The organism is Glaciecola punicea (assembly GCF_001756615.1).
Taxonomy (GTDB): domain Bacteria; phylum Pseudomonadota; class Gammaproteobacteria; order Enterobacterales; family Alteromonadaceae; genus Glaciecola; species Glaciecola punicea.
In genome coordinates this window covers 360,355-386,455 of the sequence record NZ_LZXY01000002.1, presented here as the reverse complement: position 1 = coordinate 386,455, position 26,101 = coordinate 360,355, and the positions used below count along the sequence as shown (strand labels likewise).

Sequence of the window (26,101 nt, the reverse complement as noted above, 5' to 3'; positions counted from 1 at the left end):
TCCTTTTTACATGAACCCACCAAGCGTTATTTTCGGTACAGCACATACTGTAAGTAATAGTCAGCGCTAGGCTAAGCAGTTTTGCCTAAACAGGAAGAAGATATGAAAATGAAAAAACAGATTAGCTCAGTGTTGTTGGGCCTTGCATTTGCACTAGGCAGTGTTTCAGTAAATGCATTACAAGTTAATCACAGCAGCCAAAACGAAGGCGCTTTAGACAACAGTGTGATTAACTATCAAGATCTATTCAACTTAGAATATGCCGCGAACCCCATTGTGATGCCCGACGGTAAAACCGTGCTTTACGAGCGTAACAGTATGGATATTATGCTAGATGCTAAGCGCACTAATTTATGGACGGTGTCGCTTGACGGCACTAATCATATGCCGTTACTGTCGAGCAAAGATAACCACTCCAATGCGGTGTTTTCACCCGACGGCACCAAAATGGCCTATTTATCGAGCAAAGAAGGTAAAATACAAATATATCTGCGCGACATGGCCAGCGGCAATACCGCCCGTGTGACCGACGTAGCCATGCGCCCAAATAGTTTGCGTTTTTCACCCGACGGTCAACAGCTTGCTTTCGCAATGTTCACACCCTCAAAACCTAGGTCTTTGTTCAGCTTGTCATTTAAACCCGAAGGTGCAGTATGGGCTGATGAAGCTCACTATATTGATCAAACTTTATTTCAACGCGACGGCGTGGGTATGAACCGTCCCGGCAATATGCAGGTGTATGTGGTGCCCGCGTTTGGCGGCACACCGCGTCAAATAACCTCGGGTGACTTCGACTATGGTGGCCAATTAATGTATACCCAAAGCGGCAGCCATATTGTAATGTCGGCTAATATTCGTAAAGACAGCGAATTTGACGTATTTAACAGCGATTTACTGCTGGTAAATATCAAAGACACCACCTTAACCAAGTTAACCAAAACCTCTGGGCCTGAGAGTAATCCAACGTTAAGTCCCAATGGGAAGCAGATTGCATTTACGGGTTTTGATGATAACGGTAAGTCTAATCAGATTAATCATCTTTTTGTAATGGATACCGACGGTTCAAACGTTAAGGATCTAACACCTGATTTAGACCGGTCGGTGGGTGATGTGCAGTGGTCACAAAATGGCAAAGGTTTGTACTTTAGTTACGACAGTGAAGGTAAGAAACATGTAGCTTATGTGACCCTATCTGGAAAAATTAGCGTGAAAACAGACGCATTAGGGGGCATGAGTCTTGGCAGGCCATATACCTCGGGTAACTTCGATGCCAGCGATAACGGCGATATCATATTTACCTTGTCAACAGGCGATCGCCCGGCCGATTTAGCAGTGGTAGATAAGCGCGGGGAAATAACCCAGTTAACCGATTTAAACAGGGATATTTTTGGCCACAAAACACTCAACAAGCCTGAGCTTATCAAAGTAAAGAGCAGTGTTGATGCGCGTGAACTGCTGGCGTGGATAGTGAAGCCGCCTGGCTTTGACTCGGCAAAAAAGTATCCTCTTATTTTAGAGATCCATGGGGGCCCGCACACCGCTTACGGCCCTGAGTTTTCAACAGAAGTACAAATGTTTGCTGCGGCGGGTTACGTTGTTGTTTATGGCAACCCTAGAGGCTCAACGTCAATGGGCACCGAGTTTGCCAATTTGATTGACAAAAACTACCCATCACAAGACTACGACGATCTTATGGACATGGTCGATGCGGTAATAGCAAAGGGCTACATAGACGGCAGTAATCTGTTTGTAACGGGCGGTTCTGGCGGTGGTGTGTTAACCGCATGGATTATCGGTAAAACAGATCGCTTTGCTGCAGCCGTTGTCGCCAAGCCGGTTATTAACTGGGTAAGTATGATTGGCACCAGTGATATTTACACGTTCATGACCCGCTACTGGTTTACCGATTTTCCTTGGAATGATATCAACCAATATTGGGACAGGTCACCGCTTAAATTAGTTGGCAACGTTACCACCCCAACAATGGTCCTTACAGGTGAATTAGATGTTCGCACCCCCATGGGTGAAAGCGAGCAATACTATGGTGCACTGCGCTTAGAAGGTGTAGAAAGCTCGCTGGTGCGGATTCAAGGTGCTTATCATGGTATTGCTGCTAAGCCGTCTAACTTAAGTCGTAAAATTGGCAACATTTTAGCGTGGTTTGACAAGTACAACACATCTAAGCTAAGGGAAGCTGAAACAAAATAGTGTTTTTAACGCTAACATTGATTCGAATATATTGTTTTAGAGGTAACTCAACTATGCCGCGACTATCTCGCTACTATGAATGTCATGCTTGGTTAAAAATGAGAAGGGCAACGTAATTAAAGGGGAATGATATGCAGCAATTTAATAAGATTTTATGTGTTGTTAGCGCCGATGATAAAAAGAATTCTGCATTGACGCATGCGGTGAAACTGGCAGAGAATAATCAAGCTAGTCTAACCGTTATTGATATAATGGATTGGACCCCTTTAAATATAAGAAAGTTTGATCGTTCCAAGTCATCTGACTATATGCAGGTGATAGTGGCGCAGCAGCAAAACAAGCTTGACGAGGTTATTTCTGCGTTAAATAGCAAATTGACGATCCAATCGAAGGTACTTGTTGGCGTATCGTTTTTAGAAATCATTTACGAGGTGCTTCGCAATGGACACGACATTGTGCTAAAAACGGCACAAAGTGGGGGTCTTTTAGATCGTTTGTTCGGCACTGATGATATGCAATTATTACGTAAGTGTCCCTGCCCATTAATGTTAGTTAAACCAAAAGCGCATAAAAACCATCTGCAGATATTGGCGTCGGTAGATGTTGACGATAACTATCCATCGCAAGAGTTGAGCACTAGGCAAGCGCTCAATTTCCAGATCCTCGAATTGGCAAGTTGGTTAGCAATATCAGAGTCTGCCGAATTAGACATCGTTCACGTATGGGATGCGGCCAGTGACGACGCTATGCGCTTTGGTTTTACGGATGAATCTAAAGAAAAAATAGACAGCGACTTAGAAGCAAGCGAGCAGCGGTATATTCAAAAAATGAATGATTTAATGGACAAAATACGCGCCAAAGTGGGGTCAGACGCCTCGACCTATATTAAATCGAAAACACATTTACTGGTGGGACGCCCGCGTAAACAAATCCCCATATTTGCAGAGCAAATAGCCGCCGATATTATCGTGATGGGCACTGTTGCGCGTACTGGTCTTCCGGGGTTTCTTATGGGCAACTCTGCAGAGAATATTCTAAACCAAATTGACTGTTCAGTCTTAGCCGTTAAGCCGGAAGGTTTTGTGAGTCCAGTTAAACTGATTGCTTAGCAACGCGCATAATAGGGTCAGATTAACACGGGCCCTTTTTCGTAGTGCATTGTGAAGTGTAGAAATATCGTCTAAGCTCAGAATTCTCGCGTGGAAGGTAGATATTCACTTCATGTTTGTGCTCTCGGATCTATTACGTGGGAAAATTTCTGATTAATAAGCAGTGCCAGTAGAATAATGCCAGAGCCAATGCTCAACCGAACAATGTCGGCATCACGATTCCAAATTAAAACATTCACCAGTATTCCAGCAGGTATCAGTAGGTTATTCATAACCGCTAGCGCGCCAACATTAACCAGTGTTGCGCCCTTGTTCCATGCAAAATAGCCTAGACCCGATGCCACGACCCCTAAGTAGCTTAGTATGCCCCACTGCAGGTTAGTTTGAGGTAGCTTTGATATATCGCCAAGAAGTAAAAAAGAAACCACCGCAACGATAAAAGCCCCAATGAAAAAGTATCCAAAAACAGTATGTTGAGACAGGTTTTGCTGTTTAGCCATAATGCGCTTATAAAATACTTGGCCACTGGCAAAACATAGGTTTGCGCCCTGCACAATAAAAAAGCCAATAATAAAATCACTGCTAAGGCCGTCATAGCGAATAGTTATTGCGCCCAAAGTAGCGATGGCCGCCACCATAAAAAACCATGGGTTAAAACGTTTGTCTAATGCGTCATTTAACAGCGTGACGATTAAAGGTGTCATTACGGTAAATAATAAGATTTCTGGTACTGTTAAAAACAAGAAAGAGTGGTAATAAAAACCATACATAAGTCCTAATTGCACCGCGCCGACGGCCATCAATTTAATCGCCAGCGATTTCGAAACGGTGCGAAATTTTAAGAAAGGTAAAAATATCAGCATTGCTAGCGCAACTCGCATTAACACTGAAAACCAAGCGTCAACTTGCCCTGCTAGATAGACACCAATCAGACTAAACGAAAAAGCCCATAGTAACGTTGTTGCAAATAAATATATCAAACCTTAACCTTAAAACTTACCGTTTACACAAACTCAAATCACAAAAACGAGACTGAAGTCCAGCATACTACGTTCTTTCTTCGGTGTATTATCGCTTATTAAACGTATTGGTGAAACTAAAGCGTGCTCTGATCACATCGTTTGATAAAGGTATTTTTGTCAATTCAGTTCACTTAGCACAATATTTATGGCAATCTTTGCCAATGATTCTTGCGCGAGCAAAAGTAAGGTAAAATATGGCTACGTTAAATGTATCACTCACTGCTGAAATGCGAGAGTGGATAGATGCGCAAATTAGCAGCGGGAAATTTGCAAATGCAAGTGATTATATTCGTGACTTGATCCGTAGAAATCAATCTGAAAGAGAATTAATTACGCTTGCGCTAATTGAAGGAGAGTTGAGCGGGGAAAGTAATCTAACTATTAATGATGTGATTAAGGCGGAAAAAAAACGACTTCGTAATGAGTAATTACAAGCTTTCACTTAGGGCTGTTGATGACTTGGCTTCTATATTTCGTTATACGTTTTTAGAATATGGCGAAACGCAGGCCGATACTTATGCCATTGTTATTGAAGAGGCTATAGTCAACCTAGCTAATAACCCCGAGTTGGGCAGAAGCGAATCTCATACCAGAAGTGACTACTTTAGTTATTTAGTGGGTAAGCATATTGTTTTTTTCAAGAAACGAAAGAACGCTGTTTTCGTGGTGCGCATAGTACATCAACAAATGAAATTTGAGCTTCATCTACGTAATTAATTGCAGCTAAAATAATGAATGCTACCCACTAGGGCTAGTGAAACTTGGGAAGCAAGGATATATGTCTACTAATGGGCCATACATATTAGTATTGAACTGCGGCAGTTCATCTATTAAATTCGCCATTATTGCGCCTTCTACGGGCGAAACACCGCTGAAAGGTTTAGTTGAAAACCTCTTCACAGCCAGTGGCCGCCTCACCTATGAAGCACAAGGAGAGAAAATCAAGTCTACTTTGCCTGCAAAGGCAGATCACACACAAGCGCTGCAGCTTATTGTTGAAATACTGAACCAGTTCAAACAGCTTAAGGGGCAGCTTGTTGCGGTAGGTCATAGAGTGGTTCACGGCGGAGAATTTTTTGCAGAGTCGGCCTTAATAAACGAGGCGGTGATCCAGGCTATACATAAAACTTCAAACATGGCACCTTTGCATAATCCAGCAAATTTAGCGGGCATACGCAGCGCGCAGCTAGCTTTTCCATTATTGCCTCAAGTCGCTGTTTTTGATACTGCTTTCTTCCAAACTTTGCCTAAAGAAGCATTCCTATACGCATTACCTTATTCTTTATACGAAGCCCACGGCGTGCGTAAATATGGCTTTCACGGTACTAGTCACTATTTCGTTTCGCATAAAGCGGCCCAAATGCTCAATAAAGAGTATGAAGAATGTAATTTGATTAGCGCACATTTGGGCAATGGCTGCAGCATTGCCGCCATTAAGCACGGTAGGGCGGTTGACACCAGCATGGGATTTACACCGCTGGAAGGCTTAGTAATGGGCACGCGAAGCGGTGACATGGACCCAAGTTTGCCAAGCTATATGATTGAACAGCTAGGTTACAGCGCCGCCGACGTTAACTCGATACTGAACAAAGAATCGGGCTTAAAAGGTATTTCAGGGCTAAGCAACGACTGCCGAGAGTTAGAGGCACAAGCCAAGCTTGGCAATGAACAGGCTCAACTTGCACTCGACATGTTTTGCTACCGTTTAGTTAAATACATCGGCGCTTATATGGCTGTTGTGGGCACATTAGACGCCCTAATATTTACCGGCGGCATTGGCGAAAATTCAGCTTATGTGCGTAGTAAAGTGGTGTCTCAACTGTACCACTTAGGTTTAGTGATAGACGAAGCTTTAAATGATGAAATGAGATTTGGTCGCTCAGGCGGTATACACCAACCGGCTTCTTTACCCGTACTGGCCATCGCGACCAAAGAAGAATGGGTAATAGCCCAAGACAGTGCTCGTTTCGCCAAGTAGTAAAAAGCAAAGCGTTTATAAGAACGTTTTAATGACAAAATAACAAGGTAAGTAATGACGCATCGCATAATGTTAACTCCTATTGGCTCAAACGCAGGCTTAACTAGTGTAAGCTTAGGCTTAGTGCGCGCCCTGCAGCAGCGTGGCTTAAACGTAAACTTTTTCAAGCCTATTGCCCAGCCAAGACGCGGTGATGACACTATCGACAAAGCTACCAGCATTCTACGCAATATGGGCTTTACTAAAATGGCCACGCCTTTGTCCTCGGCGCATGCAGAAGAGCTCATTGGCGATGATAAAAAAGACGAGCTCTTAGAAGAAATAGTGGAGATGTATCAAGCGCAAGCAAAAGGCCAAGATCTTGTTATTATAGAAGGCTTAATTTCGACCACCGATCATCCTTATGCGGTCAAAGTAAACCGCGATATATGCAACGCACTCGACGCTAAAATTATACTTGTTGGCGCGCCTGACGCTTCGTCTATGGACCAGTTTAACGACAAAATAGAAATTGTCGCTGACAGCTACGGTGGCCATAGTGGCAGGCGCGTAGTGGGCTGCATTTTAAATAAAATAGGCGGGCCTTCAGACGTAAAAGGGCGCTTAGGTGCTGATTTACTGGATGACCATCAAGAGATGAAGTCGCTCGCCACTGTTAAAGACCTATCGGCACTGCCAGTGTTTTCAAAATCCTTCCCCTTAGTTGGGTGCATAACATGGAACTTCGAACTGTTAGCGCCTCGGGTGAAAGATATTCAGCGGCACATGAAAGCTGAAATGCTTAACGAGGGCGACTATGCGCATCGTCGTTTGAGAAGTGTGCATTTGTGCGGCCGAGAGATCCATAACATGACCTCTATTTTCAAGCCTGGCGCGCTATTGATCATGTCAGGGGATCGTAGCGACATACTATTGGCCGCATGTTTAGCGTCTTTAAACGGTACTAAAATAGGCGCTTTATTACTAACCGGCGGTTATAAGCCTGATGCAAACATTCTCAAACTTTGCGACCAAGCCTTGCAAACAGGTTTGCCCATTATGCTAGTAAAGCACAATACGTGGCAGGCAACCGCGAATTTGCAGCGCTTCAATCAAGAAGTGCCGGTGGATGACACACAGCGTGTTAACAAGGTGATGGATCACATGGCCACCTGTATGAACGAGCAGTGGTTGAACACGCTGTCGACTAAGTCGACCTTGGCAACAAAAATGTCGCCGCCGGCATTTAGGCATATGCTTACGCGTATGGCCCAAGTGGCGAAAAAAACGATTGTTTTGCCTGAGGGTGACGAGCCCAGAACCATTAAAGCAGCGGCAATATGCAGCCAAAGGAACATTGCTAAGTGTATTTTGTTAGCGCAGCCCGAAGATGTTTACAGAGTAGCGAAGCAGCAAGGTATTAAACTGCCTAAAGACCTCATTATTCAACGGCCGCAGGACTTGCATAATCAATATATTGCGCCTTTAGTAGCACTTCGTAAGCACCGGGGAATGACCGAGGTCGTTGCAAAAGAAGCGCTGCAAGACACCGTAATGCTAGGCACTATGATGCTGCAGCAAGGTCATGTAGATGGGCTAGTATCGGGTGCAATACATACTACGGCAAATACTATTCGCCCCGCACTGCAGCTTATAAAAACTGCTCCGGGTGCGTCCTTAGTGTCGTCTATTTTCTTTATGCTGCTGCCAGAGCAGGTGCTAGTATATGGTGATTGTGCTATCAACCCTGCTCCAAACGCACAGCAGTTAGCCGATATTGCCATACAGTCTGCTGACTCAGCCGCACTGTTTGGCATAGAACCCAAAGTCGCTATGTTGAGCTATAGCACCGGCAGTTCGGGGACCGGCGCTGATGTTGAAAAGGTGAAAGATGCCACTAAAATTGCTCAACAAAAACGCCCCGACCTACTGATTGACGGACCTATGCAGTACGACGCTGCGGTAATGGAAAGCGTAGCGGCTAAAAAAGCGCCCAACAGCAAGGTAGCGGGCCAAGCCACGGTGTTTATATTTCCTGATTTAAACACCGGCAACACCACTTATAAAGCCGTTCAGCGTAGCGCGAATTTAATTAGTATAGGGCCAATGCTGCAGGGAATGGGCAAGCCGGTAAACGACTTAAGCCGAGGTGCTTTGGTTGACGACATCGTGTATACCATTGCACTTACGGCGATTCAGGCGAACCAGCAAGTTCAAAAGCCATGAGGCAATCAAGACCAGTATCTTTGAAATCAGCATTGTTGCATTATTTAGCAAGCTATAAACAAAACGAAACGCAGTCTAGTCTAAACGTTTAGGCAAATTTGCTGACGGCTTTGCTCCAGCTTGGGGATCGATACGGTATCCTAAACCTCTGACCGTCTCGATAAAGCTAGATTCATCCTTTCCGAGCTTTTTTCGTATACGACCAATATAAACGTCAACTACGTTGGTTAAGGGATCGGAATTGGCGCCCCAGATATTGTTTAATATGCGCTCTCTGGAGAATAACTTGTTTGGGTTGCTCATTAGTAATTCAAGGATAGAGAGTTCTTTGGCCGTTAGCGATACATCTTTGCCGCTTACGGTAACTATTTTAGAGTCGGTATGCATGTGAACATCTGCAATACAAAGCTCGGTGTTGACTACATCTAGCCCTTGCTGCCTTCTAGACACCGATTCGATTCTGGCCATTAGCTCGTCAAGATCAAAGGGCTTAGTAATGTAATCATCAGCCCCTATTTTTAAACCATTGATAATATCTTCTGTGCTGTCCATAGCTGTCAGCATAATAATGGGCGTATTTATTTTTCTAAAACGCAGTTCTTGGCAAACCGCTATGCCAGACTTACCGGGCAGCATAATATCGAGTAGAATAAACGCAAAGTCCCCGCCACGAACGACACTAACGGCGTCTTTGCCAGAATCTAATCGAGTAACGTTGTGTCCCTCCACCTGCAGTGCTCTCATCAGAAAGTCCGCAATTCGGTCGTCATCCTCAACTATTAAAATTCTCATTGGGTAGCCTCATTATTTAATGCTAAAGGCAGAGTCACTGTTGCTGTTGAACCTTCACCCGCTTCGCCCTGTGATTTACCTTGTAATGTAATAGTGCCCGCGTGGGCCTCTACAATCGCTTTCGCCACAGGCAGACCCAAACCGGTACCGCTGGCTTTTCCCGAACCTTCACTGCCTCTATAGAATCTGGAAAAAACTTGACTCGTTTCATTATATTTTAAACCAATACCAGTGTCTTTAATCTCGACAATAAGCGCTGTTTTACTCGCGCGAATATCCACCTCTATAGTGGAGTTTTGATACGAATAGCGAACGGCATTATCGAGCAAGATAGTGAAGACTTGCCTAATTTTACTGGTATCGACGTTAGCGACTATTTCATTTTTTGGGTAACGGCTAACAATATTAATATTGTTTTGTGCTGCAATGACCGCAAAGTCTTCACAAATATCTACGATCAAAGGCACAATTGACATTGTGCACTTGTGGATCGGTGCTTTGCCATCTTCAGCCCTTGCAACAAAAAGTAAATCTTGAACGAACCTGGCAGTGTGCAGAACTTGCTCTTTTACTCGACGAAATGCGGTACGAAACTGTTCTGGTGTTGTAGCGGGTTCTCGAAGGGCAAGATCTACTTCTCCCTGAATGATGGTAAGCGGTGTGCGAAGTTCATGACTAATATCTGCAAGAAACTGCTTTCGGGTCTCGCTTATCATCTCTAACTTCTCATTGCTAGTGCGTAGCTCTTGCGTCCGACTGGTAATAATGGCTTCGAGATTTTCCTGCGTGTTCTTTTCTCGCTGCCTTTGCCTCTCTACTTCAGAAGCCATACTGTTGAGCGCCACTGCAAGACCTGAAAATTCATCTTTAACATTGTTGTCTACACGAGCAGAAAAATTTCCGGCTAAGTAAGCACCCGTTGCACTCTCAAAGGTCTGCAATCGACGCGTTAGTGCGCGCCACGTGGTGAAAAGCAGGAAGGCGCCAAAAAATATAGAACAGAAGAAAATAAGGCCTAAAAGCTGAGACAAAAGCGTGTTCAGATCCTGTACCACCAGTTGTGTTTTTCTTACCTTTCTTAACTCTTCATCAATCGCGTCATCAATCAGTCGAATAAAACTGCCTTCGACCTCAAAGCTACGAAGTTTTGTTAAGGCTACTACCGCTGCTTCTAGCTGGCCTTTTTCGACCGCTTCTCGCACTAGCTTACTCCCGCTGATAATTTCTTGTGCTAAAAGCTCTATCTTATTAAAATGCTCCAACTCAACAACATCAGCGGCATCACCTAAATGAGCAAATTTAGCGACAATGCTTCGTCTTACCCCGCTTAATGCAGCGCGCAGTGCCTCTTTGTTGCCATAACGCGCATTCAAATTGTTGAGCGTGTTCTCCTCAACAATTTGACCAAGCGCACTTAATTTGCGGTAGGTGTGGTCTGAGACAGATCTATAACTAGAGTAAACTTGCTGAACTCGTACACTTTGCTCAATATAAAAATTGTATTGCTGTGCCGTATAAAGAAGAGCAGCCGAGGCTAGGCAAACCAATAAGAAAAGTGTAGTTGCGGTGATGGCAAAGCGTTGCTTCAAACTGTATTGCACTAAAATACCCCAGCAAAAAGAGTGTTATTATAGATTGACAAGTATGGTAAGTGCACGTGCTTATCTTACTAGCCTAAGACTTACGAGAGGTGCTCTAGGGTAACGCCGACGTTTCTAAGCGCTTGCGCATGGTTTTCTTGAAGATATTAACCATCGGTATAAAATCGGTTTCTTAAACTGCAAAATGCCGAGACAAGCTCGGCATGTAAATTAAACTAGCGTCACTAGATTATTGCAATCATAGTGTAAAGCATGTAATTACCCTTGGAATTCAAGAGATGAGTGGTGTAGCACAATGCGCACGTCACCGGCGTCATCTTTTACAAAGCCCCATGTTTTATCTACTGATGTAACGCTGCCGTCTTTTGCAGTAAAATGAACTTTACCAATCGTAGAGGCGCTATCACCTGCAATGAAAACGGCATTATTGTCAACTTCACATTTCTGCCAACCTTTAAGTGCAAAGCCTGAATCACTTGGGAAGCTTTCATTACCGCCAACAAAATAAGAAAGTGCACCTTCGCTGGTAGGGCGGAATGTTTGAGGCTTTACGGTAAGTGTAGGTTTAAATAACACCCCACCCATTTGATAACCATAGGCTGCATCGATAACCTGCTTAGCAAGATCTTTTGCAGCGGCTTGTCCTTCATCTTCGTGAGTTTTACTTATATCAACAAGCGCGGCACACCAACCTTGTTGGGCCGCCAACACTTCTTGTTCTAAGAGACCTTGATTAACGACTACTGCGCTTGCAAACGCCTGATTAGATAATAAAGCGATTGCGGCAATGCCTAAGAACTTATTAACGTTCATTTTTTATTTCCTATTAAGTTTATTAAAAGATTTTCTGCAAAAAAGTGAACAGCTTATTAAGCATTTTTGCCTAAGTTAAATGCCTGCTAAGTGGGCCGATATTTCTGCAGCGAAATTTCATTTCCTACCAACATGCAAATAGGATACGCCATTGATATTAAAAATGTCCTGACACACTTTTAACGTTGAGATAAAAAAAAGATGAACAGAAGTTAAATAGTTATCTAGCGTTTGTGACATGTAGAGAAGAAAAGAGAACCATGCCTGTTTGCAAGGAATTTAATGCTGGTTGACCAGATCCTCTTTATTACACTGACAATTTCTGAGCTTAGGGCTGTAAACTTAGTTTCAACAACCGTCCGCTACTGCCATCTTCCAAGACATAAATGTCACCGCCGGCGCTTTGTTCAATTTCTCTTACTCTGCTGCCCCATTCATAGCGAGCGGCTTCTTTTGCGTCTAAGGTAGGGCGGCTGTCGTTGGTAAAAAAGTTTACCCGAACGAGTGCTTGGGCGGACAAGCTGCCTATAAATCCATTTCCGGTCCAGTCGGCAAATTTTTCTCCTTTATATATAATAAATCCTGCAGGACTTATTGCAGGCACCCAATCAGCAATGGGTGAGTAGTATATTGGAATTTCTTCATGATTAGGGATAGTGACGCCAGAGTAGTGGTCACCTTGGGATACTACCGGATAGCCATAGTTTCTGCCGCGTTCAATTAAGTTGAGCTCATCGCCGTGTCTGGGACCCATTTCATGTACCCACAATTTTCCGTTAGCATCAAAATCGATCCCTAAAGGGTTACGGTGGCCCAAGGTCCAAATTTGATTAGTGACCTCGCCATTGTCGTAAAACGGGTTATCTTTTGGCACACTGCCGTCTTGATTAATTCTGACAACCTTGCCTAAGTTCATGGCCATGTTTTGCGCAGGCGTGAATTTTTGGCGCTCGCCCGATGTGATGAAAAGGTAGCCGTCGGGTGATACCGCTAGCCTGTGGCCATAGTGTCCGTTTCCCGTTGTTTTTGGCGATTGTGTCCACACTACTTCTCGTTCATTAAGTGTTGCACTATTAGCGGTAAGTGTAAGTGTAGCGCGTTCAACAAGCGCTCCGCTAAACTCGTCGTCTTTAGGATCGCGCTCAACATAAGACAAAAACACTACGCCATTGTCGGCAAAATCAGGGTGCACAATAATGTCACCAAGGCCGCCTTGCCCTTTAGCATCAACGCTGGGAACGTTGCTTACTTGGAACTGCTTTTTCCCACTTTCGTCAATTAGCCATAGCGCACCGGTCCTTTCAGTTACCAAACCTTGGCCACTTGGCAGTAAAGCCATGGCCCAAGGCATAGTGAATGTTTCTAGGACCTCGCCATAAATAATGGTGTTATCAGTTCCTTGCATGACAACTTTGTCTTGTGCCATAGACAGCGCCGATGCCGCTGCTAATAAGCCTACAAGTGAAAACCTAATCAGTTTGTTCATAATTCAACCTCGTATAAAATTACGCTTGTATTTGAATTTATCAAGATTACTATATACGAGCATTTGAAACTAGTATTAAGCAGTTAACCAAGAATAAGGAGTTTTTATGGCAGTTGTCGTCATTACTGGCGCTAATCGTGGCATTGGCCTTGAGTTTGTAAAGCAGTATTTAGCTAAAGGCGATAAGGTGTACGCACTGTGTCGCAGCACTAGCGAAGAGCTTAATAGCACTAAAGCGGTAGTGATTGAACATGTTGATATAGGTAATGCTGATGACTTAGAGCAACGGCTGTCGGCACTGCGGGGTGTAAAAATTGATTTGTTAATTAACAACGCAGGCGTATTAACCGACGAAAGTTTAGATAATATGTCGGCGGCCAACATTGAATACCAATTTCGGGTTAATGCGGTGGGGCCTTTACTCGTCACGCAAATACTAAGACAGCAACTCGGTAGGGGCGCCAAAGTAGCCCTTATATCTAGCCGAATGGGATCGGTAAGCGACAATACAACGGGCGGCCGGTATGGCTATCGTATGTCGAAGGCTGCGCTGAATATTGCAGGTATGTCACTGGCGCATGATTTAAAAGCGCAGGAGGTTGCTGTTGCTTTGTTGCACCCAGGCTATGTGCAAACCGATATGGTAAATAATAACGGGGATATTACCGCTGCTGTTTCTGTAGAACGTTTGCTTAAGCGCATTGAAGGACTGGACATGAGTAATACGGGTACTTTTTGGCATTCAAACGGTGAAGTTTTACCTTGGTAGTCAAAGTACACCTCCTTGAGTAAACAGGATTATTCTAGCCTAAATTTATGCTATCCTATTGCTTGAATTTATTGTGTACCTAATCATCTTTTAGACAAACTTTGTTCCACTCAGGTAGTTATGCTCGTTGAAATATTAAACCATACCGCTTTGCTGTCAGTTGCCATATTACTGGTTGCCGCCTTGATAAAGTTCTTAATAAGTGTGCTTGCACGTAAAACCCGCAGCCGCAAACAGCGTGAAAATAAGCATATTTCTCAGAGCATTCGCCATGTTATAAATTTAATAAGCGTGCTGCTATTACTGCTTATTTGGTCAGCCGAAATCCAAAACTTTGCGTTGTCTATTGCCGCGTTTGCTGTGGCTATTGTGCTCGCCATGCGCGAATTTATACAATCTATTATTGGGTTCTTGTATTTAATTAGCACTCGACCTTTCAGGGAAGGTGACTGGATCCAAATAGACGGCGACTGTGGCGAAGTAGCTGAAATAGACTGGGTGAAAACCCGCTTGTTAGAAATTGACATGAAGACCTATCAGATTACACGACGGACCATTTCGGTGCCCAATAGCAAACTTGTGATAAGCACCATAAAAAACCTCAATTTTATCAAACGCTACGTTACTCACTCATTTACCATTGTAAAAACCGAAAACTATAACGGCTTTCCTTTATACGATGAGCTGCTAAACCGAGCCAATCTATACTGTGAAGAATTTAGTGAAGTAGCCGCGCGATACAATTCAATTATTGAGCGCAAGCTCGATGCTGTCATTTCAGGCCCCGAGCCTGAAATACGCTTCAGCACCACCGATATAGGCGATTTTAGAGTACGAATCACCTTGTTTTGCCCCACTGAATTAGCCCTTTCACTTGAACACAAGCTTACATCTGATTTTATGAAAATGTGGTACGAGCTGAAAATAAAGACAGATGGTGAGAATAAAGCAGGGCAGGGCTGAAGAACAGTTGGCGAAAAATCAAGGGTTTGATACTCTTAGCATATTCTCACCACCACACAGATGTAATGCATGCAGTCGTTAACCGACACCTCGGTTATTACCCTAAAAGGCGTAGGCGCTAAAGTAGCTGAAAAACTGGCTAAACTAGGCCTCAAAAACCTTCAAGACGTTATTTTTCATTTACCGCTTAGGTATGAAGACCGCACTCGCGTGTATTTAATTGCCGATTTATATGCGGGTATTCACGCCACCATTGTTGCGCAGGTACTTAATGCAGAAATAAAGTATGGTCGTAAACGCATGTTAATTGTGCAGGTGTCTGACGGCAGCGACATTGTTAACTTACGCTTTTTTCACTTTTCGGCGGCCCAGCTAAACAGCTTTAAAGAGGGCACCACTATTCGCGCATTTGGTGAGGTACGCGCAAGTAACAATGGTATGTGGGAAATCATGCACCCAGAATATAAAGTCGTGACCGACACAGCAAACATTAAAATGGAAGAACATCTAACGCCGGTTTACCCCACCACCGAAGGCGTTAATCAAATTACCTTACGTAAGTTAAGTGAACAAGCCTTGGCGCAGTTAGACAAAGGTGCATTACTTGACCTGCTGCCAGCGGGCTTATATTCAGGGCAGTTAGGCTTGCTTGATGCACTGCACATGGTTCATCGACCATCACCCGATGTAAATCTTGCGATGTTCGATGAAGGTCAACACCCCGCTCAGTTACGCTTAGTGCTTGAGGAGTTATTGGCGCACCAGTTAAGTATGTTGAAACTAAGAGCGCAGTCTGATATTGATCCTGCAATTGCGATTACGCTAGACGCTGCGCTTAAAACTAAATTCTTGGCTAATTTACCGTTTTCACCTACTGGCGCGCAGTCAAGAGTGGTTAATGAGATAGAAAGAGACCTCAGCCGTGGCCAGCCCATGATGCGCTTAGTACAAGGCGATGTTGGTTCGGGCAAAACGCTAGTGGCTGCACTGGCAACACTGTCAGTTATTAGTGCAGGCTATCAGGTCGTGTTAATGGCCCCTACCGAATTACTGGCCGAACAACATGCGAAAAACTTTGATGCATGGTTAACGCCGCTTGGCATAAAGGTAGGCTGGTTAGCCGGCAAGCTAAAAGGCAAAGCACGCACGGCTACTTTAGAGGCGCTTGCGTCTGGTGAAATACAATTTTTGGCCGGCACCCACGCTGTTTTTCAAGAAGCGGTGAACTATAAAAGCCTTGCTCTGGTGATAGTAGATGAGCAACACCGCTTTGGCGTGCATCAGCGCTTGTCATTGCGTAAAAAAGGTGAGGTGCTCGGGAAATATCCGCATCAGCTCATTATGACCGCAACCCCTATACCGCGAACCCTCGCAATGACCGCATATGCCGACCTCGATACTTCCATTATTGATGAACTGCCGCCCAATCGTACACCGGTTAAAACGGTGGTACTGCCAGACACTCGGCGCAGCGATATTATTGAAAGAGTACGTTCATTCGCCGTTGCTCAAAGGCGCCAAATTTACTGGGTATGCACGCTTATTGAAGAGTCGGATATGCTGCAGTGCCAAGCAGCTGAAGATACCGCAGCCGCGCTCGTTAATGCGCTGCCCGATTTAAAAGTAGGGCTGGTGCACGGCCGTTTAAAACCTAAAGAAAAGCTGGAGGTAATGGACAGCTTCAAATCGGGCGCCTTGGATTTGTTAGTGGCCACTACCGTAATAGAAGTCGGGGTAGATGTGCCTAACGCGAGCTTAATGATTATAGAAAACCCTGAGCGCTTAGGCTTAGCGCAGTTGCATCAGCTTAGAGGACGCGTGGGCAGGGGATCAATAGAAAGCCATTGCGTACTTATGTACCAAAGCCCGCTGTCAAAAACAGCCTCTAAACGTTTGGGCGTGCTGCGCGAGTCAAACGATGGCTTTTATATTGCTGAAAAAGACCTAGAAATACGCGGTCCTGGTGAAGTGTTAGGCACTAAGCAGACGGGCGTGGCTGATCTTAAAATAGCAGACTTAGTGCGCGACGCCGCGCTCATTCCACAGGTTAAAGAATTAGCGGTCACCATGTGGCGCGATCATCCCAAGCAATCAGCGGCTTTAATTAACCGATGGTTGGCTTACAAAGGTGAATATTCAAATGCGTAAAAAATCTAAGCAGGTGAGCCATTCAACCGACAAAGCGTCGCAGATAAGTGATAACAGCTCTATGCGTAAATCGCCTGGGGATGTGCTTCAACAAGACAAGCAGCCTCTAATAAATAATGCCGTTATATTGGTTGAAGACAGTGGCAGTATTAACGCTGATGAGCGCGCAAAACTGCTCAGTAAAAAACTTGGTTTGCAAGTACACACTATACCTGCAAACAAGCAAAAGCAGAAGTTTTCCCAAGCGCAGTGGCAGCTAGTTTTTACTACTCAGGGACTTGTATTGCGCCTTTCTAGTGAGCCCTCATGGTCTGATATTATGGTTGACTTTGGCGCCGCTAATTTGCAATATCGCCAGCAGCATGGCGGAGGCCGCAACGAAGCAATTGCCAAAGCCATTGGGATAAAGGGTAAGCACAGCGTAAATGTTGTAGACTGCACCGCCGGCATGGGCACCGATAGTTTTGTAATGGCAAGTGTGGGCGCAAATGTGACGATGATTGAGCGAAGCGGTGTTATCAGCGCACTGCTTGATGACGCTCTAGTGCGAGCGCAAGTTGCAGGTGAGTCGGGCGAGAATCTAGAGTGTTTGTCAATATGTGAGCGTCTTTGTTTACTGCAGCAAGACGCAATACTGTATCTTAAGAATAATTCGGCGCAAAAGACGCAAACAGATGTCGTATATTTAGACCCTATGTTTCCACATAAGAAAAAATCGGCACTGGTGAAAAAAGAGATGCGTGCATTTCAACTTTTACTGGGCCCCGACCAAGACAGCGCCGATCTATTAACCGCAGCTATAAACTTTGCACCTCAAAGGATCGTAATTAAAAGACCCGCAGGTGCGCCAAATGTAGAAAATGATCACGCTTTGCAGCCAAATATGGCAATAAGCTCGAAAAAGCATCGTTTTGATGTATATTTGCTAAATCAGTAACGCAACTTAATGCTCGTTTAATTGTTAAAGAGCGTATTTACATAGATTAAGTAAACCCCACCTAAACTTAAGGAATTAACATGATTGAAGTAGGCGCAAAATTACCTGAAGCAACCTTTAGCACCATTGCTGGCGGTAACATGAAAAACCCCAGCACAAACGATTTATTTGCAGGCAAAAAAGTAGTCTTGTTTGCTGTGCCTGGTGCATTTACACCCACTTGTTCAGAATCACATTTACCCGGTTACGTAGCCCTTGCAGATAAAATGCATGCAAAAGGCGTGGACAGCATTCTTTGCCTATCGGTTAACGACGCCTTTGTGATGGACGCATGGGGCAAAGCTTCAAACGCCGAACACCTCACTATGCTTGCCGATGGTAACGGTGATTTCGCCAAAAAAATTGGCCTTGATATGGACACCGACAGTTTTGGTGGCCAGCGTTCACAGCGCTATAGCATGCTTGTAGATAATGGCGTAGTGGAAACCTTAAACGTGGAAGCGCCAGGAAAATTTGATGTGTCTGACGCAGAAACGATGCTTCAGTCCTTATAATTTTTGCAGTATCAATGAAGCGTTTGAGCATTAAGTTGCCAGGCGCTTTTTTTATTTTTACATGATAGTTAGGTAAGCGCTAAACCTCTTTGTCCAGAAATGTTAGTATCCCCGCGTTAAATTTATACGAGAAATAAATAGTGAATTTTGATGTAATTGTCATTGGTGCAGGGGCGGCAGGCCTATTATGCGCCGCTACCACAGGCAGCCGTAAACGTAAAACATTGCTGATTGATCATGCCAAACGACCGGGTAAAAAAATACTCATATCGGGCGGTGGCCGCAGTAATTTCACCAATTACTACATTGAGCCTGAAAAGTACCTGTGCGAAAACCCCCACTTTTGCAAATCGGCGCTAAGCCAATATACCCAATGGGACTTTATCGCCTTAGTAGAACAGTACAAAATTAAATACCATGAAAAATCTCTGGGACAATTGTTCTGCGACGACTCAGCCAAAGAAATTGTGGCCATGCTGGTATCAGAATGCGAAAAAAACGACGTGACCTTTGCTTACCAAACCGATATTAGCGAAGTAAAAGCACGCGAGCAGGGTGGCTATAGTGTTACCACTGATAAGCACACTTACACCTGCACAAGCTTAATTATTGCATCAGGCGGATTGTCTATGCCCAAGCTCGGGGCAAGCCCATTCGCCTACAAAGTTGCCAAGCAGTTCGGGCTTGAAGTGTTGCCCACCAGCGCAGGCCTTGTGCCCTTTACCTTGCCGCCAGAGCTTAAAACGCCATTGGCAGAAGTATCAGGCGTTTCAATCCCGGTTGAAGTGTCTACCCCAAATAAGTCGTTTGTAGAGGACATGCTGATTACCCATCGCGGTTTGTCGGGTCCTTCTATTTTGCAGATTTCATCGTATTGGCATCCGGGTGAAGAAGTGTTTATAAACTTATATCCAGGGGATGATTTTGGTGCCTTCTTAAATGAATCAATATCTACGCAGCCTAATGTGTCGCTTAAAAACCTTCTGGCGACCAAGTTCGCTAAACGATTTGCAGAAACCTTTATTGATTTGCACAAGTTTGAAAATGTTCCTATAAAGCAGCTAAGCCATAAAGAGCAGGCAAGGCTTGTGGATCTTGTGCATAATTGGAATATTAGACCCGATGGCACAGAAGGCTATAGAACCGCTGAGGTCACGCTTGGCGGGGTAAACACTGATCATCTATCTTCAAAGACAATGGAAGTGAAGTCTCATCCGAACCTGTACTTTATTGGCGAGGCGGTTGATGTAACCGGCTGGTTAGGGGGATATAACTTTCAGTGGGCGTGGAGCAGTGGATATGTGGCGGGGATGAATGCGTAGTTGTTTTATTAGATGGTAAATGGATAATTTTGCCTAAATTTATAGAATTTAAACGGACAAAAATACACATTATTCATTGTTATAATTGATTTTTTGAGACTACATTTTATTTGGTCTTTGCTTTTTTATATGAAAAGCCAAATTTTTACTTATCCATTTCTTTTTGAAGCCTTGACCACATTGGTTTTAGCTGCTTTTTGATTGAATTAGACTTCATTATATCAACGGCCTTATATCCATATTTCAGAAAGTTGCGTTTACCAAGGTGTGAATAGCGTTCGTATAATTGATTTTTTCTTAGTTGTTCTGTTGGTTGATTGCCGTTTCTTATAAGTTCCGAATTTGTTATTTTAACGGTTTTTTTCGCCAGTCGAACGTGTTCTGGCTCAGATTAACTGCAATCGAAGTCTGTCACCAATGGGATTTGCAAAGTTAGCGATGATTACGAACAATAAATTTAATGAAAACGTTTTTAAATGTCTTGAGTCCAGAGAATGCGGTGCATAAAATGACAGGACTTTCGGCGCAGCATGTGTGCATAAAAAACCGAGGCGTCATCAAATTAGATTCTTTCTAAGTCTTTTTCAGCACTCTTTGTAAGCCTATAGGTTTTCACTCATTGATCTCTTTACTAAAAGGTCTGCCATAATTTCATCGGGTGCTCTGTCTGAAATAGCAATTTTTCAACGCAAGACACCTAAGATAGATTGTCTAGTTGTCTGTATTAATGTATCTTTTGTAATACATTGCATTACAAATTCAATAAAAGGCTCCGTAAATGAAAACAGAAATGCTAAGTACCCGTATTGACCAAGAAACTAAAACAGCGTTTATCAATATATGTGACGAGATTGGCTTAAGCCCTTCTCAAGCAATAAAGATGTTCGCAAAGGCTGTTATCAATAGCGGCGGAATCCCATTTGAGGTGAAGACTAAACAAGCAAATCTAAATACCATGGCAGCCATTCAAGAGCTTGAATACGGCGGTGGTCATACTGCAACTGATATTAATCAATTAATTAAAGAACTGGATAATCACTAAGTATGTGTGGTTTAGAGTATTCGTCACAATTTAAAAAGGACTTTAAAAAAATTACTAAAATGCCAATTACTGACGTGATTGAAGTTTGTGGAATAATTTCTGAACTGCAAAAAAGCAATTCTCTAGCCGCTAAATATGTGGACCATAACTTATCTGGAAATTGGCTAGGCTTCAAGGACTGCCACATAAAACCGGATTTAGTGCTAATCTACAAAGTTGATTCTAATACATTAAAACTTGCTCGAATTGGTTCACATAGCGATTTATTTAACTAATGAGAAAATCGCGTCTGAGTTAACTTCCTATAGGCAATGTGCATAAGCTTTCATTTCGCTTAATAGCTTGCATAGAAACACTATATGCAAAGCCCGTGTCCTGCTAAAATACGGCTCAAATTACATCGTGAGACTGCAATGACGAAAACTATTCACTTAAAAGACATGGCAAAAGCCGATATAAGCGCCAATAAAACTGACGGCAGCGGTGGCCTACACCGCATGTCTTATCGCGATGTGGCCATGCACAAAGTCATGCTGCAAGATATTATCCGCACCGAAGCTTACGAAAAATCGATAAACGCGGTGGTGAAGCCTCAGCACACGGTGCTTGATTTTGGCTGCGGCAGCGCCGTGCTATCTATGTTTGCAGCGCGCGCCGGTGCGGCAAAAGTCATCGCGGTAGATCGCTCGCCTTTTATTAAAAATGCACAAAATATAGCCCTTGCAAACGGTTTTAAAAATATTGATTTTTATCACGACGACCACGAAACGCTGCGGCTTGACGAAAAGGTAGATGTGATAGTGTCAGAATGGATGGGCCACTGCTTATTTTATGAGGCAATGCTTGAGCCTTTACTTACAGTAAGAGACCGATTCTTGGCTGAAGGCGGTGTAATGATCCCCGCCCAGCTCAGCCTTCACGTGGGGCTTGTGAATGATGAAGATGTTCTGGAAGATTTACGTTTTTTGCAAGACAAACCCTACGACTTAGATTTTTCGCCTATAGCTCATGTTCCTTTTCAGCAGTCTGATCTGGTCGCTTTTGATGCAGAAAGCTTGCTAGACAGTATTGCCGATATGGGCTCTCTTAATATGCACACTATCACAAAAAGTGATAGGCCAAGAGTATTTACCGCTACGCTAAGCCCAAGCGAAAAAACAAGCATATACGCACTATGCGGCTGGTTTAGCGCGCAGTTAAGCCCCGGTATTCAGTTTGGTACTGGCCCTAAAGACATCCCCACGCATTGGGACCAAATTTTATTTCCCCTACCCACACCATTTACGGTAAACCCCTCACGTAGCTTGACTATTACCCTGTCGCCCTTAACAGAGCAGGTAGGCAAAGAACAGTTTTGGAGCTGGTCAATTTCAGACGGTGAACACACTGTATCGGTGAACGAGTTGCAATTGCAGCATGAAGCCAGCGTAGACGTGCCACAAGGTAAGCTTTAAAACAACTTACACCGAATAACATTGCACAAATATTAAAAAAGGCGTAAAACGAAATAAAAATGCGTAGTAATAAACGTGACTCTACTACTTCAGCAATATCCAACAAAAAGCGCAGCTTCTAGCGATGCGCTTTTTGCCAAAATTGTTAACGACCTTGCCAATGACGGATATAGTATCCAAGTGAATGCATTGCCCCTGGGGCTTACTGACATTCTACATACCCATGTCGTTAATTTACCGCAATACAAATTTAATCTAGCACGCGTTGGGCGTGAATCTAATCAGCAGTTAAATGCACAAATACGCAACGATAAAACCTTGTGGATTTACGGTGACAGCCCTGCAGGCCAAGAATGGCTTAAATGGACGCAAGCACTACAGCTATATTTAAACAGGCATTTATTGATGGGCTTATTTTCTTTTGAAAGCCATTTCTCTCATTATGCTAAAGGCAATTATTACAAAAAGCATGTAGACGCTTTTAAAGGTCAAGCTAATAGAGTGTTGTCTCTGGTGACATATTTGAATCCTCAGTGGCAAGACACGCAGGGCGGTGAACTGGTTATTTATAATCAGCCTGGCAATCCTGAGGGTATTAAAGTACTGCCAAAATACGGGACCCTAGTCTTGTTTTTAAGCGAAGAGTTTGAACATGAAGTTAAACCAGCGCAGCGTGACCGCTACTCCATTGCTGGCTGGTTTAGGGTGAATACCAGTACGCGTGAGCAGGTTGACCCGCCTTTATAATACATAATAAGCCGGCGTAAAAAAGGGTAATGTCGCTAACATTACCCTTTTCTCGTTTTTAATAGTGGTTCTCACGCAGTCAGTATTAAAGCTCTTTACCTTCCACTTTTTCCCACTGCCTTGTTTTAAACGAGAACAACCATAATATGATGCCTGCAGCAGTGCCAAATAAAGCAACTTTCATATATACCGAAGGTTCCACTACCGCATCGCCCGCATTAACGAGCCCTGCAAGTAAGCCAGCTGCAAGGCTGCCAATTGAGTAGGTAAGTATAAATACGCCCATTAGCTGACCCGCAAAACGTCTAGGTGAAAGTTTACTTACTGCGCTTAAGGCGACCGGACTTAAGCAAAGCTCACCCACGGTATGCAAAAAGTAAGTAGCCACTAACCAAGAAGGCGCAACCTTCATTGAGCCAGCGGCAAACTGCGCGGCAAAGAACATAACAAAGAAGCCAGTCGACATAATAATTAGGCCAATGGCGCATTTTACGCTGTAGCTGGGCACTATCATTCTCTTGGCTAAGTTTATCCATAGTGCGGCAAAAAAAGGCGATAGAACAATAATAAATATTGGGTTTAGTGACTGAAACCACTGCGTGGGTATTTCAAAAGAGCCAAGCATTCTGTCAGTATTATTCTCAGCAAAGAAATTAAACGAAGAGCCCGCTTGCTCAAAGCCAGCCCAAAAGCAGATAGACGCAATACAAATCAGAAATAGCGCGCCGACGTTTCTTTTTTCTGAATCGCTAAGATTACCTTTAAAGAAAATGCCCGCAAAATATAAAATAAAGATAGAAAAAACGATGGTGGCAATGTAACCCGTAATTGCAATAGGGTTAATTGTAATTGATCCTATCATGGCAAGCACGGTCACAATGGCCAGTACCATCATTAAACCGGCTATAATAGACCAGCTTAACCTTACCGCTTTGCTCGACATTTTTACCGTGGGTTTGTCGAACACCGCCGTTATATTCGCCGCGCTTAGCTTGTACTGTATTAAGCCTATGCCCATGCCCACGGCCGCGGCACCAAAAGCAGCGTGATAGCCATATTCAATCTGCATATAACCGCATACTATTCCGCCAATAGCAGACCCAATATTTATGCCTAAATAATAAAGCGTATAGCCGCTGTCACGTCGCTGGTCTATATCTGAATAAAGTTGACCCACCATGGCGCCAATGTTTGGCTTTAATAAGCCGGTGCCTAATACAACCAATATAAGGCCAAAGAAAAACGTATTGGTGCCGGGTATGGCCAGTGAAATATGGCCAAACATAATGATAATGCCACCATACCAAACCGCTTTTTGCCCGCCAATGAGGCGATCGGCCATCCAGCCGCCAAGTAAACCGGTAAAATATACGGCGCCGGTGTAAAGGCCATACACTGCGTTAGCCGATTGTTCGGTAAGACCAAAACCACCTTCTTGAACCGCAAGGGCCATAAACACAACTAAAAGCCCGCGCATGCCGTAGTAACTCATGCGCTCCCACATTTCAGTAAAAGCTAATGTTGATAATCCAAGGGGGTGGCCAAAAAATCGAGTGTCGTGAGTACGGTCTATTTGTCTATGACCAGTATCAGGGGATTGCATTAAATGCTTCCTTTTTATTTTTATTATACTGAGTAGCGCATTATGCACCCGAAGTCCAAGCGCATGCAAGTTTGTTAAATTTCATTATGCGCTGTTGCAAACTCGCACTACAGTGGTTGCCGAGGGCGTATTTAAATATCTAAACCATAGTGCGCCAAAGATAGTAACTAAATATGAGCACTTAAAAAACAGTCTCTTAAAGACACAGGGACTCAAATAAAGTACCGTAAGCCTAGGGCCGAAAACATATCGTTTAAATGATGGTGCTATTTATATAAAGGAAACAATATGCATATAGTGTGTTCATCATGCGCCGCAATAAACCGAATACCTCAGGGCAAAACTACTGCCGAAGCAAACTGCGGGAAATGCAAGAAGCCTGTGTTTAGTAGTAAACCGGTCAATTTAGATGATGCCAGTTTTGATCGCTATATTGAAAAGAATGACTTGCCTATTATTGTTGATTTTTGGGCAGATTGGTGCGGCCCGTGTAAGGCTATGGCGCCGACCTTTACAAAGGTTGCCGCTGAATCTACCGATTTACTCTTTGCCAAACTAGACACTCAACACGCTGAGAAAACAGGCACACAAGTGCGGATCCGTTCAATTCCCACACTCATATTTTTCCATAAGGGAGTAGAGATTGAGCGTATATCGGGGGCGCTTAATGAACATCAGCTAAAGCAGTTTATTGTGCAGTGTGTGGATAAATTATAATTGCAGGTAAAGTCTGCCAGTGAATACGCAATAGCGCGCACGCAGCAAAAGCTTAGCCGCATACTAGAAAAAGTGGCTATTTGTAATGTGTGCGAGAGTAAGTTGCCCCTAGGTCCAAATCCAATAGTGCAAGTCCACGCCCAAGCCAAAATTTTAATTGCCAGTCAAGCACCGGGCAGCGTAGCGCATGCACTAGGCGTACCGTTTAAAGACAAAAGCGGAGAGCGCTTAAGGCGCTGGATGGGAATAAGTGAGGCTGATTTTTTTAATCCACGACATGTTGCAATACTGCCGATGGGGTTTTGTTACCCTGGACGCGGTAAATCGGGTGATCTTCCGCCCACTAAGGAATGTGCAAGCATATGGCGCGGCGACCTTCTAGCTTTATTGCCGAATATTCAGTTAACACTGCTTATAGGGGCCTACTCACAGGCATGGCATTTACAAAAGGCGAGGCAGTCTACGCTTAGCGAAACGGTTAAAGTGTGGCAAAACTACTGGCCTGAGCAACTACCTATGCCGCATCCGAGTCCACGCAACAATATTTGGGTAACAAAGAATCCGTGGTTTGAAGATCAAGTTATACCCGTGTTGCAGCAGCGTATAAAGTTGTTGTTAGATAAAAACTAGC

General features: G+C 43.9%; 24 protein-coding genes. 18 read left to right on the top strand and 6 right to left on the bottom strand.

All coding sequences use genetic code 11. The features are described 5' to 3' along the window. Positions 1-102 precede the first annotated feature (102 nt). A complete protein-coding gene (locus tag BAE46_RS04025) occupies positions 103-2,208 on the top strand; it encodes a S9 family peptidase (RefSeq protein WP_070111805.1) in 2,106 nt (701 codons plus the stop codon). A gap of 131 nt (positions 2,209-2,339) precedes the next feature. Continuing rightward, positions 2,340-3,317 carry a universal stress protein gene (locus BAE46_RS04020; protein ID WP_070111804.1) on the top strand — a complete coding sequence of 326 codons (978 nt, stop codon included), beginning with the start codon at positions 2,340-2,342 and terminating at the stop codon, positions 3,315-3,317. A gap of 110 nt (positions 3,318-3,427) precedes the next feature. On the opposite strand, the gene BAE46_RS04015 is transcribed toward BAE46_RS04020, so the two are convergent. Next, positions 3,428-4,297, bottom strand: a complete 870-nt coding sequence (locus tag BAE46_RS04015; protein ID WP_070111803.1) for a carboxylate/amino acid/amine transporter — start codon at positions 4,295-4,297, stop codon at positions 3,428-3,430. Positions 4,298-4,533: 236 nt separating this feature from the next. Here BAE46_RS04015 and BAE46_RS04010 point away from each other — a divergent pair, with 236 nt between their 5' ends. The 4 genes from BAE46_RS04010 to pta all read left to right on the top strand — a co-directional run bounded on the left by BAE46_RS04010 (position 4,534) and on the right by pta (position 8,522). Beyond that, positions 4,534-4,767 (top strand): type II toxin-antitoxin system ParD family antitoxin, encoded by a 234-nt coding sequence (locus tag BAE46_RS04010; protein ID WP_006002382.1) that lies wholly within the window; start codon positions 4,534-4,536, stop codon positions 4,765-4,767. Continuing rightward, a complete protein-coding gene (locus BAE46_RS04005; protein WP_070111802.1) occupies positions 4,760-5,056 on the top strand; it encodes a type II toxin-antitoxin system RelE/ParE family toxin in 297 nt (98 codons plus the stop codon). The genes BAE46_RS04010 and BAE46_RS04005 overlap by 8 nt, the downstream gene beginning before the upstream one ends. A gap of 61 nt (positions 5,057-5,117) precedes the next feature. Then, a complete protein-coding gene (locus tag BAE46_RS04000; protein ID WP_006002377.1) occupies positions 5,118-6,317 on the top strand; it encodes an acetate kinase in 1,200 nt (399 codons plus the stop codon). 54 nt (positions 6,318-6,371) lie between these two features. Beyond that, positions 6,372-8,522 (top strand): phosphate acetyltransferase, encoded by a 2,151-nt coding sequence (gene pta, locus BAE46_RS03995; protein WP_070111801.1) that lies wholly within the window; start codon positions 6,372-6,374, stop codon positions 8,520-8,522. A gap of 75 nt (positions 8,523-8,597) precedes the next feature. Here the strand turns inward: pta and BAE46_RS03990 are convergent, their stop codons facing one another. From BAE46_RS03990 to BAE46_RS03975, 4 genes are all read right to left on the bottom strand, one after another. Continuing rightward, the gene (locus BAE46_RS03990; protein WP_051987252.1) at positions 8,598-9,314 is read right to left on the bottom strand and encodes a response regulator transcription factor; all 717 of its coding nucleotides are present in this window, start codon (positions 9,312-9,314) and stop codon (positions 8,598-8,600) included. Continuing rightward, positions 9,311-10,915, bottom strand: coding sequence for a sensor histidine kinase (locus BAE46_RS03985; protein WP_006002370.1), 1,605 nt, complete (start codon positions 10,913-10,915; stop codon positions 9,311-9,313). The genes BAE46_RS03990 and BAE46_RS03985 overlap by 4 nt, the downstream gene beginning before the upstream one ends. A gap of 258 nt (positions 10,916-11,173) precedes the next feature. Next, on the bottom strand, positions 11,174-11,728 hold the full coding sequence (locus tag BAE46_RS03980) for a hypothetical protein (protein WP_006002368.1): 555 nt from the start codon (positions 11,726-11,728) through the stop codon (positions 11,174-11,176). Positions 11,729-12,056: 328 nt separating this feature from the next. Further along, entirely contained in the window at positions 12,057-13,214 is a 1,158-nt protein-coding gene (locus BAE46_RS03975) for a PQQ-dependent sugar dehydrogenase (protein ID WP_070111799.1), read from the bottom strand. 106 nt (positions 13,215-13,320) lie between these two features. Here BAE46_RS03975 and BAE46_RS03970 point away from each other — a divergent pair, with 106 nt between their 5' ends. The 10 genes from BAE46_RS03970 (at position 13,321) to BAE46_RS03925 (ending at position 23,150) form a co-directional block, all read left to right on the top strand. Beyond that, positions 13,321-13,983: an SDR family oxidoreductase gene (locus tag BAE46_RS03970; RefSeq protein ID WP_006002364.1), complete on the top strand. Its 663-nt coding sequence runs from the start codon at positions 13,321-13,323 to the stop codon at positions 13,981-13,983. Between the two features lie 120 nt (positions 13,984-14,103). Next, entirely contained in the window at positions 14,104-14,946 is an 843-nt protein-coding gene (locus BAE46_RS03965; RefSeq protein WP_070111798.1) for a mechanosensitive ion channel family protein, read from the top strand. A gap of 69 nt (positions 14,947-15,015) precedes the next feature. Then, complete coding sequence (gene recG, locus BAE46_RS03960) at positions 15,016-17,094, top strand: ATP-dependent DNA helicase RecG (protein WP_070111797.1); 2,079 nt, start codon at positions 15,016-15,018, stop codon at positions 17,092-17,094. Beyond that, complete coding sequence (locus BAE46_RS03955) at positions 17,087-18,031, top strand: class I SAM-dependent methyltransferase (protein ID WP_006002359.1); 945 nt, start codon at positions 17,087-17,089, stop codon at positions 18,029-18,031. Before recG ends, BAE46_RS03955 begins: the two co-directional genes overlap by 8 nt. A gap of 80 nt (positions 18,032-18,111) precedes the next feature. Beyond that, complete coding sequence (locus tag BAE46_RS03950) at positions 18,112-18,585, top strand: peroxiredoxin (protein WP_006002357.1); 474 nt, start codon at positions 18,112-18,114, stop codon at positions 18,583-18,585. Between the two features lie 137 nt (positions 18,586-18,722). Further along, positions 18,723-19,907, top strand: coding sequence for a BaiN/RdsA family NAD(P)/FAD-dependent oxidoreductase (locus BAE46_RS03945; RefSeq protein ID WP_040519868.1), 1,185 nt, complete (start codon positions 18,723-18,725; stop codon positions 19,905-19,907). Positions 19,908-20,685: 778 nt separating this feature from the next. Then, positions 20,686-20,949, top strand: a complete 264-nt coding sequence (locus BAE46_RS03940) for a type II toxin-antitoxin system RelB/DinJ family antitoxin (RefSeq protein WP_006002348.1) — start codon at positions 20,686-20,688, stop codon at positions 20,947-20,949. 2 nt (positions 20,950-20,951) lie between these two features. Beyond that, positions 20,952-21,224 carry a type II toxin-antitoxin system RelE/ParE family toxin gene (locus BAE46_RS03935; protein WP_006002346.1) on the top strand — a complete coding sequence of 91 codons (273 nt, stop codon included), beginning with the start codon at positions 20,952-20,954 and terminating at the stop codon, positions 21,222-21,224. A 138-nt stretch (positions 21,225-21,362) separates the two neighbouring features. Further along, positions 21,363-22,403: a class I SAM-dependent methyltransferase gene (locus tag BAE46_RS03930; protein WP_070111843.1), complete on the top strand. Its 1,041-nt coding sequence runs from the start codon at positions 21,363-21,365 to the stop codon at positions 22,401-22,403. Between the two features lie 75 nt (positions 22,404-22,478). After that, the gene (locus BAE46_RS03925) at positions 22,479-23,150 is read left to right on the top strand and encodes a 2OG-Fe(II) oxygenase (protein WP_070111796.1); all 672 of its coding nucleotides are present in this window, start codon (positions 22,479-22,481) and stop codon (positions 23,148-23,150) included. A gap of 85 nt (positions 23,151-23,235) precedes the next feature. Here the strand turns inward: BAE46_RS03925 and BAE46_RS03920 are convergent, their stop codons facing one another. Next, positions 23,236-24,753 carry a peptide MFS transporter gene (locus BAE46_RS03920; protein WP_006002340.1) on the bottom strand — a complete coding sequence of 506 codons (1,518 nt, stop codon included), beginning with the start codon at positions 24,751-24,753 and terminating at the stop codon, positions 23,236-23,238. A 288-nt stretch (positions 24,754-25,041) separates the two neighbouring features. On the opposite strand from BAE46_RS03920, the gene trxC reads away from it, so the two are divergent. Next, positions 25,042-25,470, top strand: a complete 429-nt coding sequence (gene trxC, locus BAE46_RS03915) for a thioredoxin TrxC (protein WP_070111795.1) — start codon at positions 25,042-25,044, stop codon at positions 25,468-25,470. Next, positions 25,471-26,100, top strand: coding sequence for a uracil-DNA glycosylase family protein (locus BAE46_RS03910; RefSeq protein ID WP_083256785.1), 630 nt, complete (start codon positions 25,471-25,473; stop codon positions 26,098-26,100). Position 26,101: the final 1 nt, after the last annotated feature.

Bases quoted from the DNA above. Each gene is read 5' to 3' on its own strand.
- BAE46_RS04025 (WP_070111805.1), top strand. From the start codon at position 103: ATGAAAATGAAAAAACAGATTAGCTCAGTGTTGTTGGGCCTTGCATTT.
- BAE46_RS04020 (WP_070111804.1), top strand. From the start codon at position 2,340: ATGCAGCAATTTAATAAGATTTTATGTGTTGTTAGCGCCGATGATAAA.
- BAE46_RS04010 (WP_006002382.1), top strand. From the start codon at position 4,534: ATGGCTACGTTAAATGTATCACTCACTGCTGAAATGCGAGAGTGGATA.
- BAE46_RS04005 (WP_070111802.1), top strand. From the start codon at position 4,760: ATGAGTAATTACAAGCTTTCACTTAGGGCTGTTGATGACTTGGCTTCT.
- BAE46_RS04000 (WP_006002377.1), top strand. From the start codon at position 5,118: ATGTCTACTAATGGGCCATACATATTAGTATTGAACTGCGGCAGTTCA.
- pta (WP_070111801.1), top strand. From the start codon at position 6,372: ATGACGCATCGCATAATGTTAACTCCTATTGGCTCAAACGCAGGCTTA.
- BAE46_RS03990 (WP_051987252.1), bottom strand. From the start codon at position 9,314: ATGAGAATTTTAATAGTTGAGGATGACGACCGAATTGCGGACTTTCTG.
- BAE46_RS03980 (WP_006002368.1), bottom strand. From the start codon at position 11,728: ATGAACGTTAATAAGTTCTTAGGCATTGCCGCAATCGCTTTATTATCT.
- BAE46_RS03975 (WP_070111799.1), bottom strand. From the start codon at position 13,214: ATGAACAAACTGATTAGGTTTTCACTTGTAGGCTTATTAGCAGCGGCA.
- BAE46_RS03970 (WP_006002364.1), top strand. From the start codon at position 13,321: ATGGCAGTTGTCGTCATTACTGGCGCTAATCGTGGCATTGGCCTTGAG.
- BAE46_RS03965 (WP_070111798.1), top strand. From the start codon at position 14,104: ATGCTCGTTGAAATATTAAACCATACCGCTTTGCTGTCAGTTGCCATA.
- recG (WP_070111797.1), top strand. From the start codon at position 15,016: ATGCAGTCGTTAACCGACACCTCGGTTATTACCCTAAAAGGCGTAGGC.
- BAE46_RS03955 (WP_006002359.1), top strand. From the start codon at position 17,087: ATGCGTAAAAAATCTAAGCAGGTGAGCCATTCAACCGACAAAGCGTCG.
- BAE46_RS03950 (WP_006002357.1), top strand. From the start codon at position 18,112: ATGATTGAAGTAGGCGCAAAATTACCTGAAGCAACCTTTAGCACCATT.
- BAE46_RS03940 (WP_006002348.1), top strand. From the start codon at position 20,686: ATGAAAACAGAAATGCTAAGTACCCGTATTGACCAAGAAACTAAAACA.
- BAE46_RS03935 (WP_006002346.1), top strand. From the start codon at position 20,952: ATGTGTGGTTTAGAGTATTCGTCACAATTTAAAAAGGACTTTAAAAAA.
- BAE46_RS03930 (WP_070111843.1), top strand. From the start codon at position 21,363: ATGACGAAAACTATTCACTTAAAAGACATGGCAAAAGCCGATATAAGC.
- BAE46_RS03920 (WP_006002340.1), bottom strand. From the start codon at position 24,753: ATGCAATCCCCTGATACTGGTCATAGACAAATAGACCGTACTCACGAC.
- trxC (WP_070111795.1), top strand. From the start codon at position 25,042: ATGCATATAGTGTGTTCATCATGCGCCGCAATAAACCGAATACCTCAG.